Raw genomic sequence first — 15,208 nt, forward strand, 5'->3', positions numbered from 1 at the left:
TAGCATAGAAAAAAGGAGCGAATAATTTGGAAGAGAAAAAGCTAAAAAGAATTCTGGAATATGTATGGATCGCGGTTGTGCTCCTTGTAGGATATTATTTCTTAAAAGAAAAAAGTATATGGGTTCTATTTTTAATGACGTTTTTATTAGCAGGTTTAGGCACGTTATTTATTAACTTCTTCTTTGATAGTTTAAATGCATGGAAGAAGAAAAAGAAGGGAACGAAGTAAAGGAGGGAACATATGCAAAAGTGGAAGCTTATATATCAGGTGATTATTTTTCTATTGCTTGTAGGTATTGGCGTTTTTAAATACGCAACACCAATAGGAAATTGGGCATCGTTTACAGCTTGCATCGGCATATTTTTCATTTTACAATCGTTAACGAAAAAATATAATAGTACAGAAAGATAGCTCGCCGCTAAAAAGGCGAGCTATTTTGTTATGCTTTTTTCTGTTCATCACTCGTTTTTTCGGTAGCTAAATGGCTATGCTTTCTAGAATAGAAGAAATAGAAGCATAATCCGACTATAAGCCAAACGGCAAAGCTAATCCATGTTGTTTTAGACAAATTGATCATTAAATATAAGCAGCAAAGAATCGCGACAACTGGTAGTACAGGTACGAAAGGTGTGCGGAATCCGCGTTTTAAGTCAGGGTGTGTTTTTCGTAAAATAAGTACTGCGCAGCAAACAAATGTAAAGGCTGTTAATGTCCCGATGTTTACTAAATTCGCTAATACGTGCAGGTCTAAAAGTCCTGCTAATAAAGCGGCAACAACACCAGTAATCCACGTGTTTAATAAAGGGATTTTCACTCTTTTATTTACACGTGCTAACGCTTTTGGAAGTAAACCGTCACGGCTCATCGCATATGAAACGCGAACTTGTCCATACATAACGACTAAGAGGACGGTTGTCATTCCAGTCATCGCACCAACAGCAAGTAGTCCTGCAATGGTATCTTCACCAACGAAATGTAAGGCAAACGCAACTGGATCAGAAACATCTAATTGTGTATAAGGAACCATACCTGTTAAAACGAAAGATACGATCATATATAAAACAGTACAAATAAGAAGGGAACCGATAATGCCGATTGGTAAATCGCGCTGTGGTTTTTTCGTTTCTTCCGCAGCGGTTGCGATTGCATCAAAGCCTAAGAAGGCGAAGAATACAGTGGCAGCTCCAGTAATAATACCGTCGTATCCGAATGGAATGAACGGCGTCCAATTTTCAGGTTTTACATATTTTGCGCCTGCTACGATAAAGGCGATAATAACAGCCAATTTAATAAGAACCATAATATTATTAATGCGTGCGCTTTCACGTATACCAAAACTTAAAAGACCAGTAATGATGAGTAAAATACAAACAGCTGGTAAATCGATGAGACCACCTTTTCCTACGCCAGGGGCCGAGGCGATTATGGCGGGCAGATGGATGTTAAATCCTTGTAGTAAAGATTGTAAATAACCAGACCAACCGACAGCTACTGCTGCGACTGCAAGTAAATATTCGAGCATTAAACACCATCCAACGATGAAGGCGACGACTTCTCCGACTGTCATGTATGCGTAAGTATACACACTGCCTGAGACAGGAATAGAAGAAGCAAATTCGGCATAACAAAAGGCTACACAAGCACAAGTAAATGCAGCAATAAGAAATGATAGCATAATACCAGGACCAGAATGTTTCGCTGCAACAATACCTGTTAATACAAATATCCCTGTCCCAATTACGGCGCCAATTCCTAAAAACGTTAAATCAAGTGCGGTTAATGTTCTTTGTAGTTGCCGTGGTGATTCAGTACTAAGCGCTTTTTTTCGTAATAATGACTTCACTTTGGACTCTCCCCCCGTTTTTCATTTCCATAACCGCGAATGTAGTAGGAGCCCACTAGAAAAGAGTATGTAAGTAAATGGAGGTACAGTTATGGTATATAGTTTTTGGAATTGCTGGGTTCATTTTATTATAATTCAGAATATTTTGTCAAATGAAAATGTGACAAATAAAATGCGAATGAATAGGGGAAACTACTTGCAGGAATGGACGGGGATTACCAATCTATTCGGATGGAGAAAATCCACTGATTAAAGTTAAAGTAGGAGAAGATGCTATGCTATTTTATTTTGAACTTGTCGTCATTTTACTTTGTACGAAATTAGCTGGTGATATTAGTGTGAGACTCGGCCAGCCTTCTGTACTTGGGAAATTAATTGTTGGTATTATTATCGGTCCAGCTGTACTCGGTATTATTAATAGTTCTGAACTTATTGATGAACTGAGTGAGATTGGTGTTTTACTACTTATGTTTATGGCGGGGCTTGAAACAGATTTAGAAGAATTAAATCGGAATTTGAAATCATCATTTGCAGTAGCGGCTGGTGGAATTATTTTTCCTTTCATCGGTGGTTATGTAACAGGATTGCTGTTTGGATTAATACAATCTCATGCCATTTTTTTAGGGTTATTACTTTGTGCAACGTCGGTTAGTATTACGGTGCAAACGCTAAGAGATTTAGGGAAAATGAATACGAGAGAAAGTACAACGATTTTAGGTGCAGCCGTATTTGATGATGTCATCGTCGTTATTTTATTAGCGTTTGTTATGAGCTTTTTAGGAACGCAAGATGTGAATATAACACTTGTTATCGTAAAGAAAATTATTTTCTTTGTCAGCATTGTTTTTATCGCCTGGAAAGTTGTTCCGTGGATTATGAAAATGCTTGTGCCACTTCGTGTAACAGAAGCGTTAATTAGCGCGGCTCTTATTATTTGTTTTTCTTTTTCATATTATAGTGAAATGATGGGGATTGCAGGTATTATTGGAGCATTTGCAGCTGGAATTGCCATTTCGCAAACAGAGTATAAGCATGAGGTAGAACATAAAATTGAACCGATTGCGTATGCGATATTTGTACCAGTGTTCTTCGTAAGTATTGGAATGGAAATTACATTTCAAGGTATCGGAAGCCAGCTTTGGTTCATTATCATCATGACGCTTATTGCGATTTTCACAAAGTTAATTGGATCAGGTTTAGGAGCAAGACTAACAGGATTCAACCTTCAATCTTCTATTAGTATTGGTGCGGGAATGGTATCACGTGGTGAAGTAGCACTTATTATTGCAGCAAATGGACTGGCGGCGAATTTACTAGCGAAAGAAAATTTCACAGCGATTGTTATTGTTGTTATATTAACGACGATTATTACGCCGCCGCTTTTAAAGAAATATTTCGTGTAAAGAGGAAGAGCTTATCTGAAGTAGGTAAGCTCTTTTTTTATTGGAAAAGCAATAGTCATGTGGCATGAAAGGTTTGTAATTATGGTAAAATCTATGTATGTGATATGACAAGGAGAGGGAAGTGTTTGAGGATTACGAAGGGAAAGATTATAGGTGTAATTATACTTCTTTTATTGTGCATACCATTTACTGCATGGAAAGAATCAAAAGTGAAAGATTTTCCGGTTTCTATTTTCTCGGAAGAAGCAGATGGTGAGTACGACCAGAAGCTGAAATATACTGCTTTTTTACCTGATGTTGCGATTTGGATGAACGGTTGGGAAAAGAAGTGGACAGAAGGGGAAAGAACTGTTTATCAAAAAGGGAATCGCATTGTAAATGTGTTTCATCCTCCTGGTGATGATGGTTTTTACCTTCTTGAAGCAAGAGAAAATAAGTGAACGCAACCGTAAGAAGTGGAGGTTAAATAGTGAAAGCTTCAACATTACTATTTAAAATTGAAAGTAATATGGATCAATTTTCACCAGCTGAAAAGAAGGTTGCCATGTACATAATGGAGAATGCAGAGATTGTTCCGAACTTAACGACGAAAGAAGTGTCAACGAATGCAGGCGCAAGTGAGGCGAGTGTTGTTCGCTTTTGTAAATCGATTGGGATTGGGAGCTTTAAAGCATTTAAAATCGCACTCGTTCGTGAATTAACGATTGCTGATTATAATATTAACGATTTTTCAGTGATGAATACGGAAGATGGACCGTATGACTTGTTTAATAAAGTTACATATGTAAATAAAGCTGCAATTGAGGCGAGCGTTACGGCGATAGATAAGAAGGAGCTTGAGAAAGCAGCAGATCGTATTGTAAATGCGGATAAAATTATCTTTTACGGAGTAGGTGGATCAGCTACTCCAGCGATGGACGGGGCTTATAAATTTACAAGGCTCGGATTTACAGCAATGATGTTATCTGATTTTCATATGATGTTGCCGCTTGTGACGAATTTAAAAGAAGGCGATATATTTGTAGCGATTTCAACATCTGGTCGTACGAAAGATGTACTTGAAATGGCACAATATGCAAAGAGACAAGGAGCAACAGTTATTGCGATTACGAAGCTTGATCAATCGTCACCATTATATAAAGAGGCAGATATTCGTCTTTGTATGCCAGATGTAGAACAAGATCATCGTATTGCAAGTATTGCTTCAAGAATGACGCAATTGAACATGATAGATGCTCTATATGTGATTACCTTTAATCGTATTGGTAATAAAGTGCTGGATCAATTTATGGAAACAAGAGAAGAAGCTTTGCGATTACGGAAGCTGAAATGAGAAGATGGGGGAACCCATCTTTTTTTGCGTACGGACGGACATAAATTCGTCATGAAAAGAAATTAAATTTCATAAAATAATAAAGTAATATTGATTTTAAATTTCTTAAAGTTATAATGAAAGTATGAAATTAAATTTCAAAGTAGGTGGGAATATGTTAGAGAATTTATCGACAGAACATCGTAATGAGAAGACGATGAATTTAGATGAGATGAGCATAAAAGAAGTTCTGCAAAGTATGAATGAAGAAGATCGAACTGTTGCAATAGCAGTTGAAAAAGAGATAGAACATATTGAAAAGGTTGTACGGGCTGTTATTCAATCTTTTGAAGAAGAGGGCCGATTAATTTACATTGGGGCTGGCACGAGTGGCCGTTTAGGTATTTTGGACGCGGTGGAATGCCCGCCGACATTTGGCACAGATGATAAAATGGTGCAAGGATTTATAGCAGGTGGATTGAAAGCGTTTACTACAGCGGTTGAAGGTGCCGAAGATCGCGAAGAGTTAGCGGAAGAAGATTTGAAAAGTATTGGGTTAAATGAGAAAGATACTGTGATTGGGATTGCGGCAAGTGGTCGAACTCCTTATGTAATTGGCGGCTTGAAGTACGCGCATAGCGTGGGAGCGAGTACAGCGAGTATTTCCTGTAATAAAAATGCTGAAATAAGTAAATATGCAAAACTAAATGTGGAAGTAGAAACGGGCGCAGAAATTTTAACAGGCTCAACGCGGTTGAAGGCTGGTACAGCGCAAAAATTAGTACTGAATATGATTTCAACAGCTTCTATGATTGGTGTTGGAAAAGTATATAAAAATTTAATGGTAGATGTGCAATCTACGAATGAAAAGTTAGTAGAACGATCAAAACGAATTATTGTGGAAGCAACAGGGGTTAGTTATGAAGTAGCAGCAGAGCATTATGAAAAAGCAGAACGTAACGTGAAAGCTGCGATTGTTATGGTGCTATTGCAGTGTGAGTATGGGGAAGCACTGGAGAAACTAAAAGAAGCGAAAGGGTTTGTGAAGAAGGCATTATAAATAATAGGGAGGGGGATTCTATTATGAGGAAAGAAGAGAGAATGGCGCAAGAAATTTCGGAGCAACTTGGGGGAGTAAAAAATATTCGCGGTATTGCTCATTGTATGACGAGACTGCGATTAACGCTTCATGATGAAAGTAAAGTGAATATGGACCTTTTGAAAAAGGTTGAAGGGGTTATGGGTGTTATTGAAGATGAGACGCTTCAAGTTGTTGTTGGACCAGGAACGGTAAATAAAGTAGCAGCTGAGATGGAAGGTTTAACGGGACTCCGAATTGGTGAGGTGGCAGATCATCACCTTGAAGATCTTGGGCAAGAGATGAAGTCAGAGATTAAGAAGAAAAATAATACACCAGTGAAAAACTTTTTAAGAAAAATAGGAAGTATCTTTATTCCATTAATTCCGGGTCTTGTTGCATCAGGTATTATAAACGGGGTTGCTAACTTTGCGAAAAACGCAGGTGCTGATCCGAATGCAACTTGGCTACAAATGTTACTACTTATTGGCGGCGGTATCTTTACATTCTTAGGCATTTTAGTCGGCTGGAATACAGCGAAAGAGTTTGGCGGGACTCCAGTTCTTGGGGCAATTGCTGGTATTTTAATTTTCAACCCGGCAATGGCGAATGTAAAATTATTTGGTGAAGCGCTTGTACCTGGACGGGGCGGATTATTTGCAGTTATTTTTGCAGCGTGGCTTATGGTTGTAGTGGAAAGACAAGTTCGAAAAGCTGTACCAAATGCAGTTGATATTATTATAACGCCGCTTATTACTGTGTTAGTCGTAAGTATCGTAACGATGTTAGCAATTCAGCCGGTAGCAGGTTTCTTATCTGAAGGAATTACAAACGGAATTAATGGCATTTTAAATATTGGCGGAGCGTTTGCGGGAGCAGTACTTGCTGGAACATTTTTACCGCTCGTTATGGTCGGATTACATCACGGTTTAACACCGATTCACATGGAGTTTATTAATCAAACGCACGTAACACCTTTATTACCGGTACTTGCAATGGCCGGCGCTGGGCAAGTAGGAGCAGCGATTGCTATTTTTGTAAAAACAAAAAACAAACGACTTCGTAACGTAATTAAAGGGGCATTACCAGTTGGATTTTTAGGGATTGGTGAACCGTTATTATACGGGGTTACATTACCACTGGGAAAACCGTTTCTTACAGCTTGTTTAGGAGCAGCAGTTGGCGGTGCGTTCCAAGCAGTTATGAAAACAGCTGCACTCGGAATTGGTGTATCAGGATTATCATTAATTCCGTTAATTGCTGATAACAAATATTTATTATATTTCCTTGGGTTAGTAGTGGCATATACGTTCGGATTCATCTTTACGTACTTCTTCGGATTTAAAGAAGAAATGGCAGAAAACATATAGAGAAAGGGATTCCTTTCTCTTTTTTTATTCATAGAAAGGGAGATTCATATGATCGGAGTTTCAATTTATCTTTCAAAAGAACGAGTAAAGAAGCAAGAAGAGTGGCTAAAAGTAGCGAAGGAAAACGGGTTTTCATCTATTTTTACATCATTGCACATTCCTGAAGATGACCCTGGTACGTATAAAGAGTTAATTCAAATACTTGGGAAACAGGCTCTTGAAAATGAAATGGAATTAATGGTTGATGTTTCCCAAAAATCGCTACACCATTTAGGAATGACGTACGAAAATGTGGAAGAGTTAGTAGAGTGGGGAATTACTGGTTTACGAATGGACTATGGCATCACGTCAAAAGAAATCGCACGCGTATCTCACAAGATGAAAGTAGCTTTAAATGCGAGTACGATTACAGATTCATTTTGGAAAGAGTTAATTACTGAAAAGATACGGGTCGAGAATGTAGAAGCGTGGCATAATTTTTATCCGCGTCCAGAAACAGGACTAGCAAAGTCTTTCTTGCAAAAACAAAACCAATACTTGCATAAGTGCGGAATAAAAACGATGGCATTTATTCCGGGAGATGGTGAAAAACGTGGTCCGTTACATAAAGGCTTACCAACGCTAGAAAAGCACCGCAATATGCGCCCGCTTGAAGCGTACTTAGAACTTGTACAAGATTGTGGTGTCGATAAAGTGTTAATCGGGGATATAAGCGGACGTGTAGAAAGTGTACAAGAGATAGCGAGTGCGAGTAGAGGGATTATTCCGCTACGATATGAGCCATTGATAGAGAAAAGTGAAGCGTTAAAAATGGTAGAACAAGTGCATACAAATAGACTAGATCCAGCCCGTGATGTCATTCGGTCTGTACAATCACGAGAAGAAAATAAAGTGATTTTACAGCCAATGAATGCAATTGTAAGAAAGAAAGGCAGCATTACAATTGATAATGAATTGTACGGTAGATATGCAGGGGAGATGCAAGTTGCTGTACATGATTTGCCTGTAGATGAGAAAGTGAACGTTGTTGGCATGGTTGTAGAAGAGGATATATCATTATTACCGTATGTTGGTGCTGGAAAAATGTTTCAATTTTTTTGTGCGATAGAGTAAAAGCTTGCATTAGCGCTATTTTGTAAGAAAACATTATCCGTAAAAGGGATAATGTTTTTTGTTTTCTTTAAAAAAGTATTTGACGAATGAAATGAAATACCGTATTGTTTTGATTTGTAAATAAAAGTTCACCATAACAAAACAAAAAGGAGAGTTTAAAATGAATCAACATATTGGGAATTTAATTATTCGTATCGTGTTAGGAGTAACATTCTTTGCACATGGTTTAGCGAAGTTTCAATCAGGTATCGATAATGTAGCAGGCTGGTTTACAAGCATTGGCTTACCAGGCGGTCTTGCATATGGCATAGCAACAGTTGAATTAGTTGGTGGTATATTATTAATTATCGGTTTAGGCGTAAGATATGTAGGGTTGTTATTCGCTCTTATTTTAGCTGGAGCTATCGTGAAGGTAAATGGAGCAGCAGGATTATTAGGAGATGGAAAGAATCCAGGGTATGAATTAGATCTTGCCTTATTAGCAATGGGTGCGTATTTATTCGTTGTAAAAGCAGAAGGGTATGTAGATCGTTTCTTAAAAGAGAAAGTAATGAAAACGAAGTAAACTTTATTTATAAATTGTTGACTTGAATCATTATTGTAACTATAATGATTACATCGTATAGATTAAGAATAAAACAATTTAAATATTTTTTTGGGTAGGTTGTAATTGTTTTGGTTACAACTTGCCCGAAAATAAATGAAAGGGGAGGAAGTAACATGTCTAAATCAAATTTAGAAATAATTCGAAGTACATATGAAGGATCAGCTTCTTCGAATGCAAAACATTTAGCAGAAGCCCTCTCTGAAAAAGCAGAATGGACAGAGGCAGAAGGGTTCCCGTACGGGGGGACTTATATAGGTGTAGAAGCAATCATGGAAAATGTATTTATCCGATTAGGATCAGAATGGGATGCTTATAAAGCAAGTGTAAATACGTATCATGAAGTAAAAGGAAAAGATGTAATTATTGCTGAAGGTGTTTATTCAGGAGTTTATAAAGAAACAGGAAAATCATTTGAAGCAGAATTTGTTCATGTATGGCAACTTGAGAACGGAAAAATTGTGATGTTTAAACAATATGTAGATAGTCATATTGTTAGGGAAGCGATGAAGAGCTAATGCTTTTTAAATGGATCGTAAGTATATCCATTACAATTATAGTCATTATCTCGTCTATAGTTGGTGGAAAGAAATTGCTTGCATATGTAGAAAAAGAAAATAAAAATATTCAAACCCAGCAAGCTGCAAACGAAAAAGAGAAGAAAGTTGCAGAAGAACCTCCACAAGTTAGTGAAGGTGAAATTATTTCTACTATGCACAAAATGGTGCACCAAAAGGTAAAATCCTCTGAAAAATGGGGATTTGTAGAAATGACGAAAAAGGAAATTTCTAATGTGAAAAGAGATATTGAAAATAGTACAGGTTTTCGATATAAAATGAAGTTATTTTCTATTATAAATAGATGGGAAAAAGGAGACTTTTCTCAAACGGTTGAGGAGCACAACTTTTTATGGAGCCTTCAAGGTGGAGATACTGGCAAGGCAACAGAACGTTTATCGCCAGAAGAAGAAAAACAGTATATAAAAGAAATGAAGAATAAATAAAAAACATCGCCAACTCAGATGACGATGTTTTTTCATTAAGAATGTTTTCGTAATAAAGCTCCAGTTGGCTGTACAGTAACTGTTTTGAAATGAGAAAATAAATAACATCCTGTCACAACGATCATTGTTCCTACAATTTGTATCCACGTTAGTTCTTCACCGAGGAAAAGAAATGCTAAAATAGCTGTAAAAATTGGATTGAAGTTTAGAAAAACACCTGATGTAGTTGCTCCTAATTTTTGTACGCCAATATTCCAAAATACCATGCAAAGAACTGTGGAAATAAGCCCTGTATATAAAAGTGAAGTTATGAAAGAAGTATTTATATTTGTAACAGTGAAGCTCCCTATATTAAATGGCAGTAATAAAATAACGCCGAAAATACCAGAGTATAGCGTCGCCATAAGTGGTGTTGTTGTCTTTGTTGCCCATTTACTACAAACAGAATACATTCCCCAAATACAAACAGCCGCAATCATCCATAAATCGCCACTATTAAAATGTAGTGAAAATAAAAGGGCAAAGTTACCTTTTAATAGGACGAGGATAACCCCGAAGAATGAAAGAATCATAGATAAAATTTGAAGTGTATTTACTTTTTCTTTTAGAAATAAGACAGAAAATAGTGCGATGGAAATCGCGTTTAATGTAGAAATAAGCCCTACATTTGTTGCGGATGTTTTTTCTAATGCTAAAAATTGAAAGATGTTAAAAAGAGCGACCCCTGAAATTCCCATCAATATTAACGGGAGTATCGCAGCGCGTGGTGGAATGATTTTCTTTTCTTTAAACCAAACCATTGGTAATAAACAAACGATCGCAATTATCCATCTTAAACTTGTAAGTGTCATTGGAGACGCGTGATCAACGAGTGATTTCCCAACGACGAAATTTCCTCCCCATAATAAGCTCGTTAATAATAGTAAAAAGACATAAAAATAAGGCATATTAAAATCCCCTTTGTTGTAATCAATTTGAATTGTAAATAATTTTAACATTTTTCTTTATTGTGTAATATATTCTTTTGTATAATGGATAAAAGTCGATAAAATGTTTTGTTATAAAAGCTATTTAAAGAAAGATATTCAATTTTATATAAGTTATAAGGTGTTTTTTCGAATAATCATCGGTAAGAAAAAGGGGGATTATAATGGAATCGTCTGTTATTAAAGTGTTGGATGATTTAGATGTACAAATTTTAGATATATTGCAGAAAGAATCACAAGTAAGTAATGCAGAGCTTGCGCGACGTGTTAATTTATCACCAGCTGCAATGCATGCAAGAATTAAACGGTTAGATGGGGAAGGGTTCATTGATAAGCAAGTAGCTATTTTAAATCAAGAAAAGCTTGGTTTTGACTTGTTATGCTTCATTTTTATGAGTACGAATATTCATCAATCGGATAAACTTGAAGTGTTGGAAAAAGAATTAGAAGCGATGCCGGAAGTGTTAGAATGTCACTGTTTAACAGGGGAGTATGATTATTTATTAAAGGTTGCAAATCGTGATCGTAAAGAGCTGGAACAGTTTATTAGAAAGCTAAATAAGCTTGGTATTACAAGGATACAGACGAGTTTAGCACTTCGTGAAATTAAATATTCGACGGTATTACCGATACGAAATGAGGAACCGAGCATCGATTAGATTGCTTGGTTTTTTGTTTGTATAAAGTGATTGACGAGAAGAAAAGAGAGATGTATTATTATATAAAATTATGTATTAAAATTCATTTTGGGTTATAAATATTAATATTGGGGGCAAGGGGATAGCATATGAAAATCTGTAATGCGGTTACGAGTGATGTGAAAGGAATTTATGGTCTCATTGAGGTTTACGCAAAAGAGGGAGTGGTTTTACCGCGTTCTCTTTTATCTCTCTATCAATACTTACAATGTTTGTATGTTGTGAAAGAAGAGGGAGAAATCGTTGGAGTTGCTGGTTTACATGTATTAGGGGAGGACCTTGCAGAAGTACGATCGTTAGTCGTTTCGCATACATATGCAGGAAAAGGAATCGGACGTATGTTAGTAAACCATGTAATAAATGAGGCAGCGAAAATAAAAGTGAGTAGAGTTATTTCTTTAACATATGAAACGGAATTTTTTCAAAAGTGCGGGTTTGATTTTGTGAATAGAGATGCATTGCCAGAAAAGGTATGGATTGATTGTAGACATTGTCCAAAGGTTGATTATTGTGATGAGGTGGCGATGATTCGGTATGTTGGGTGAAGCAAAAGAAATAAGAGCAGCTAGCAAAAGCTAACTGCTCTATTTAAGGGATCTCTCCAAGGGGGAGTGGAGAAAATATTATGTTACTAGCAGTATTGACAGATTATTAGGAAATATACAAATCGGATGAAAGAAATTTTAAATAAACTTTCGGCATTGACAGTTTTTAAAATATTCATGTACAATACATGTGAATGACATTCAGTCATTTTTGAAAAATAGCAGGATGTAGTTTGCTTGGAAACGGAACAAATATAAATGGTAAATGAGGATGATAGTTGTTTTTATATAGTAGAGATGAAAGAATATATTTTTTTAAACAAAAAATGACTGATAGTCAGTCATAAGAGGTGAGAGGTATGAAAAATAAAGCTTGGTTATATGTCATATTAACATGTATCTTTGAAATTTTTTGGGTGTTTGGTTTTAACACGGCTAATACTTGGTGGCATTGGATTGTTATTTTAGGAGTTATCGCTGTTGATTTTTACTTCCTTTCTAAAGCTTGTGAACATCTTGCAACAGGAACTGTATATGCCATTTTTGCCGGAGCTGGTACGGTAGGTACTTTCTTAATGGATGTATTCCTTTTCGGCGGAAGTTTCAGTGTAGGGAAATTATTCTTTATCGTAATGGTTGTAGCTGGCGTTATCGGTTTAAAGCTAGCTGATAATAAAGAAGAAACTGTGGAAGGAGCTGCTTAAAGATGGGTTGGTTTTTCGTATTTTGTGCTGCAATTAGTGAAATAGTCGGTGTGATTGGCCTTAAAATGTATAGTAAAGATAAAACGGTAGCAAATGGGGCACTTTATATAGGTGGCTTTGCTACATCCTTCGCATTCTTGTATACATCTTTCTTATTCTTACAAGTCAGTGTCGCGTATGCGGTTTGGATTGGTATTGGAACAGCAGGAGCCGTTTTATTAAACATGTTCCTGTTTGGTGAGTCGAAAAGTAAAGCGCGTATCATTAGTGTGGCTCTTATTGTATGCGGCGTGACAGGATTAAAGGCTCTTTCGTAAAGATATACTGTATCTCCTAACAAGTTGTTAGGAGATTTTTATTGTAAAAAGTACACGATAATTGACAGTATAGCTAGTTATTCTATAAAATGAGTGACAGTCATTCAATACGTGTTTGAAAGGATTTAGATGATGAATAAAAAAGAAAAAATTGTCTATGCAGCGATTGAAGTGTTTCAGGAAAAGGGCGTTGAAAAAACGAAGATTTCTGATATCGTGAAATTGGCTGGCATTGCACAAGGCACTTTCTATTTATATTTTCCTTCTAAGTTATCTGTTATGCCTGCAATAGCAGAAGTGATGGTTGAAAAGATGATACTTGCGGTGAAAGAGAAAGTGCAAAATGATGCGCCTTTCTCAAGTAAAGTTACGCAAGTAATAGATGCGGTGTTTCACTTCATAGAGGAATATCGTGAAATACAAGCTTTAATGTATGCGGGTCTTGCATCTACAGAACATATAAAAGAATGGGAAGCTGTGTATGAGCCTCTTTATATGTGGCTAAGTGAATTTTTAAGTGAGGCGAAAGAAGCCGGTGAAATTCGTGAGTCGGTACACGCAGAGCGAACAGCGAAGTTATTTATTGCTCTTGTTGAATCAGCAGCGGAACAAGTTTATTTATATGATCATAAAGATGATGAGCAAGTGGATTTGCAAAAGGCAGAAGTACTAGATTTTTTAACACATGCACTACATATAAAGAAATAGTGGGATGAACCTGTCTGAAAAGGTAGGTTCATTTTTGAGGAAAACTGAATGATAGTCATTCACCTAATACTTATGTATGTGTGAAAGGATAGAGTGAAATTCTAATGAGTGGGGCATCTTCACTCATTATTAGCCCATAAATAGCAGGATAAAGAAAAAGCTTCTTGGGCATTATTTTTTGAGAGGAACTTACGGGAAGAGGTGTTAAAAAGTGAAGAAACCGATAAAAGAACAAAAGATGGTATTGGTTATTCTTTTGAGTAATATATTTATCGCTTTTTTAGGGATTGGATTAATTATTCCGGTTATGCCGTCTTTTATGAATGATATGCATTTAACAGGGAAGACGATGGGGTATCTCGTTGCAGTATTCGCAATGGCTCAGCTTATCGCTTCACCTATTACAGGCCGGTGGGTCGACCTTTACGGTAGGAAGAAAATGATAATCATTGGATTATTTATTTTTGGTGTTTCAGAGCTTCTTTTCGGATTAGGAACAGATGTATGGATGCTTTATGTAGCACGGGTGTTAGGCGGAATTAGTGCTGCGTTTATTATGCCTGGTGTTACGGCGTATGTTGCGGATATTACATCTATGCAGGAACGTCCAAAGGCGATGGGATATTTATCTGCTGCTATTAGTACTGGCTTTATTATAGGACCTGGAATTGGCGGATTTATTGCAGAGTACGGTATACGTGTGCCGTTTTTCGTTGCAGCAGCAATTGCTTTTATAGCATGTGTCATTTCGATCTTTATTTTAAAAGAACCGTTAACGAAAGAAGAGCTTGCAGAGATTTCTTCTAATACGAAAGAATCAAGCTTTATTGGTGATTTAAAGAAATCATTACATCCAATGTATGCAATTGCATTTATTATCGTATTTGTACTTGCATTCGGTTTATCGGCGTATGAAACTGTGTTTAGTCTGTTTTCTGATCATAAGTTTGGGTTCACACCGAAAGATATCGCGGCAATTATTACAATTAGTTCCATCTTTGGGGTAGTTGTGCAAGTATTTATGTTTGGAAAATTAGTTGATATGTTCGGTGAAAAAGTGTTAATTCAAATCTGTTTAATTGTAGGTGCAGTATTAGCATTCGTTTCAACTGTCGTCTTTAATTATTGGATTGTACTTCTCGTTACGTGCTTTATTTTCCTTGCATTTGATTTACTTCGTCCAGCTTTAACGACGTTTTTATCGAAAGCAGCTGGAAAAGAGCAAGGATTCGTTGCTGGTATGAACTCGACTTATACGAGTTTAGGAAATATCGCAGGACCAGCGATGGGTGGAATATTATTTGATATGAATATTCATTATCCATATGCATTTTCAGGAGTTGTCTTAATAGTTGGTCTCGCTATTACATTTATGTGGAGAGAGAAACAGCTAGCTGAGAGTTTTGCGAAGTAATAACCCCCCCTTACGACGGTAAGGGGGTTTTTGTTTTATCCTGCTATGTCTGTGGGAGTCGGGCTGCCTGTAAAAGCCTGAATGGTGCGGGTGAATAATTGGTAGTGA

General features: G+C 36.7%; 19 protein-coding genes. 17 read left to right on the plus strand and 2 right to left on the minus strand.

Annotated features, from left to right (window positions below; translation table 11 throughout):
• Positions 1-26 precede the first annotated feature (26 nt).
• Positions 27-230 (plus strand): hypothetical protein, encoded by a 204-nt coding sequence (locus ACVWY7_RS03965; RefSeq protein WP_000391504.1) that lies wholly within the window; start codon positions 27-29, stop codon positions 228-230.
• Positions 231-242: 12 nt separating this feature from the next.
• Positions 243-413 (plus strand): hypothetical protein, encoded by a 171-nt coding sequence (locus ACVWY7_RS03970; protein WP_001174845.1) that lies wholly within the window; start codon positions 243-245, stop codon positions 411-413.
• A gap of 28 nt (positions 414-441) precedes the next feature.
• On the opposite strand, the gene ACVWY7_RS03975 is transcribed toward ACVWY7_RS03970, so the two are convergent.
• A complete protein-coding gene (locus ACVWY7_RS03975) occupies positions 442-1,845 on the minus strand; it encodes an amino acid permease (protein WP_105989888.1) in 1,404 nt (467 codons plus the stop codon).
• 275 nt (positions 1,846-2,120) lie between these two features.
• Here ACVWY7_RS03975 and ACVWY7_RS03980 point away from each other — a divergent pair, with 275 nt between their 5' ends.
• The 9 genes from ACVWY7_RS03980 to ACVWY7_RS04020 all read left to right on the plus strand — a co-directional run bounded on the left by ACVWY7_RS03980 (position 2,121) and on the right by ACVWY7_RS04020 (position 9,728).
• A complete protein-coding gene (locus ACVWY7_RS03980; RefSeq protein WP_000899806.1) occupies positions 2,121-3,248 on the plus strand; it encodes a cation:proton antiporter in 1,128 nt (375 codons plus the stop codon).
• 125 nt (positions 3,249-3,373) lie between these two features.
• Positions 3,374-3,688 carry a hypothetical protein gene (locus tag ACVWY7_RS03985; RefSeq protein WP_001223243.1) on the plus strand — a complete coding sequence of 105 codons (315 nt, stop codon included), beginning with the start codon at positions 3,374-3,376 and terminating at the stop codon, positions 3,686-3,688.
• Positions 3,689-3,717: 29 nt separating this feature from the next.
• A complete protein-coding gene (locus ACVWY7_RS03990; protein WP_000648163.1) occupies positions 3,718-4,581 on the plus strand; it encodes a MurR/RpiR family transcriptional regulator in 864 nt (287 codons plus the stop codon).
• Positions 4,582-4,735: 154 nt separating this feature from the next.
• On the plus strand, positions 4,736-5,620 hold the full coding sequence (murQ, locus tag ACVWY7_RS03995; RefSeq protein WP_073526440.1) for an N-acetylmuramic acid 6-phosphate etherase: 885 nt from the start codon (positions 4,736-4,738) through the stop codon (positions 5,618-5,620).
• Between the two features lie 23 nt (positions 5,621-5,643).
• The gene (locus tag ACVWY7_RS04000; RefSeq protein WP_073526442.1) at positions 5,644-7,008 is read left to right on the plus strand and encodes a PTS transporter subunit EIIC; all 1,365 of its coding nucleotides are present in this window, start codon (positions 5,644-5,646) and stop codon (positions 7,006-7,008) included.
• Between the two features lie 48 nt (positions 7,009-7,056).
• Entirely contained in the window at positions 7,057-8,121 is a 1,065-nt protein-coding gene (locus ACVWY7_RS04005; protein ID WP_002080282.1) for a DUF871 domain-containing protein, read from the plus strand.
• Between the two features lie 160 nt (positions 8,122-8,281).
• The gene (locus ACVWY7_RS04010) at positions 8,282-8,686 is read left to right on the plus strand and encodes a DoxX family protein (protein ID WP_144507793.1); all 405 of its coding nucleotides are present in this window, start codon (positions 8,282-8,284) and stop codon (positions 8,684-8,686) included.
• Between the two features lie 155 nt (positions 8,687-8,841).
• Positions 8,842-9,243 carry a nuclear transport factor 2 family protein gene (locus ACVWY7_RS04015; RefSeq protein WP_105989980.1) on the plus strand — a complete coding sequence of 134 codons (402 nt, stop codon included), beginning with the start codon at positions 8,842-8,844 and terminating at the stop codon, positions 9,241-9,243.
• A complete protein-coding gene (locus tag ACVWY7_RS04020) occupies positions 9,243-9,728 on the plus strand; it encodes a PRK06770 family protein (RefSeq protein WP_033682626.1) in 486 nt (161 codons plus the stop codon). The genes ACVWY7_RS04015 and ACVWY7_RS04020 overlap by 1 nt, the downstream gene beginning before the upstream one ends.
• A 35-nt stretch (positions 9,729-9,763) precedes the next feature.
• Here the strand turns inward: ACVWY7_RS04020 and ACVWY7_RS04025 are convergent, their stop codons facing one another.
• Positions 9,764-10,675: a DMT family transporter gene (locus ACVWY7_RS04025; RefSeq protein ID WP_001146252.1), complete on the minus strand. Its 912-nt coding sequence runs from the start codon at positions 10,673-10,675 to the stop codon at positions 9,764-9,766.
• Between the two features lie 203 nt (positions 10,676-10,878).
• On the opposite strand from ACVWY7_RS04025, the gene ACVWY7_RS04030 reads away from it, so the two are divergent.
• From ACVWY7_RS04030 to ACVWY7_RS04055, 6 genes are all read left to right on the plus strand, one after another.
• The gene (locus ACVWY7_RS04030; protein ID WP_000446106.1) at positions 10,879-11,373 is read left to right on the plus strand and encodes an Lrp/AsnC family transcriptional regulator; all 495 of its coding nucleotides are present in this window, start codon (positions 10,879-10,881) and stop codon (positions 11,371-11,373) included.
• A 128-nt stretch (positions 11,374-11,501) separates the two neighbouring features.
• Positions 11,502-11,957 carry an N-acetyltransferase gene (locus tag ACVWY7_RS04035; protein ID WP_000686684.1) on the plus strand — a complete coding sequence of 152 codons (456 nt, stop codon included), beginning with the start codon at positions 11,502-11,504 and terminating at the stop codon, positions 11,955-11,957.
• Between the two features lie 359 nt (positions 11,958-12,316).
• On the plus strand, positions 12,317-12,661 hold the full coding sequence (locus tag ACVWY7_RS04040) for a DMT family transporter (RefSeq protein WP_000790627.1): 345 nt from the start codon (positions 12,317-12,319) through the stop codon (positions 12,659-12,661).
• 2 nt (positions 12,662-12,663) lie between these two features.
• On the plus strand, positions 12,664-12,978 hold the full coding sequence (locus ACVWY7_RS04045) for a DMT family transporter (RefSeq protein WP_000539677.1): 315 nt from the start codon (positions 12,664-12,666) through the stop codon (positions 12,976-12,978).
• Between the two features lie 129 nt (positions 12,979-13,107).
• Positions 13,108-13,686 (plus strand): TetR family transcriptional regulator, encoded by a 579-nt coding sequence (locus ACVWY7_RS04050; protein WP_073524703.1) that lies wholly within the window; start codon positions 13,108-13,110, stop codon positions 13,684-13,686.
• Between the two features lie 211 nt (positions 13,687-13,897).
• On the plus strand, positions 13,898-15,100 hold the full coding sequence (locus ACVWY7_RS04055; RefSeq protein ID WP_000742951.1) for an MFS transporter: 1,203 nt from the start codon (positions 13,898-13,900) through the stop codon (positions 15,098-15,100).
• Positions 15,101-15,208 lie beyond the last annotated feature (108 nt).

The sequence above is a fragment of the Bacillus sp. TE9106W genome, from assembly GCF_054062215.1.

What these genes read in the sequence shown, in the direction of transcription:
- ACVWY7_RS04030 (WP_000446106.1), top strand. Translation starts at nt 10,879, where the DNA reads ATGGAATCGTCTGTTATTAAAGTGTTGGATGATTTAGATGTACAAATT.
- ACVWY7_RS04000 (WP_073526442.1), top strand. Translation starts at nt 5,644, where the DNA reads ATGAGGAAAGAAGAGAGAATGGCGCAAGAAATTTCGGAGCAACTTGGG.
- ACVWY7_RS04035 (WP_000686684.1), top strand. Translation starts at nt 11,502, where the DNA reads ATGAAAATCTGTAATGCGGTTACGAGTGATGTGAAAGGAATTTATGGT.
- ACVWY7_RS04050 (WP_073524703.1), top strand. Translation starts at nt 13,108, where the DNA reads ATGATGAATAAAAAAGAAAAAATTGTCTATGCAGCGATTGAAGTGTTT.
- ACVWY7_RS04040 (WP_000790627.1), top strand. Translation starts at nt 12,317, where the DNA reads ATGAAAAATAAAGCTTGGTTATATGTCATATTAACATGTATCTTTGAA.
- ACVWY7_RS03970 (WP_001174845.1), top strand. Translation starts at nt 243, where the DNA reads ATGCAAAAGTGGAAGCTTATATATCAGGTGATTATTTTTCTATTGCTT.
- ACVWY7_RS03980 (WP_000899806.1), top strand. Translation starts at nt 2,121, where the DNA reads ATGCTATTTTATTTTGAACTTGTCGTCATTTTACTTTGTACGAAATTA.
- ACVWY7_RS04045 (WP_000539677.1), top strand. Translation starts at nt 12,664, where the DNA reads ATGGGTTGGTTTTTCGTATTTTGTGCTGCAATTAGTGAAATAGTCGGT.
- murQ (WP_073526440.1), top strand. Translation starts at nt 4,736, where the DNA reads ATGTTAGAGAATTTATCGACAGAACATCGTAATGAGAAGACGATGAAT.
- ACVWY7_RS04005 (WP_002080282.1), top strand. Translation starts at nt 7,057, where the DNA reads ATGATCGGAGTTTCAATTTATCTTTCAAAAGAACGAGTAAAGAAGCAA.
- ACVWY7_RS04025 (WP_001146252.1), bottom strand. Translation starts at nt 10,675, where the DNA reads ATGCCTTATTTTTATGTCTTTTTACTATTATTAACGAGCTTATTATGG.
- ACVWY7_RS04020 (WP_033682626.1), top strand. Translation starts at nt 9,243, where the DNA reads ATGCTTTTTAAATGGATCGTAAGTATATCCATTACAATTATAGTCATT.
- ACVWY7_RS04010 (WP_144507793.1), top strand. Translation starts at nt 8,282, where the DNA reads ATGAATCAACATATTGGGAATTTAATTATTCGTATCGTGTTAGGAGTA.
- ACVWY7_RS04015 (WP_105989980.1), top strand. Translation starts at nt 8,842, where the DNA reads ATGTCTAAATCAAATTTAGAAATAATTCGAAGTACATATGAAGGATCA.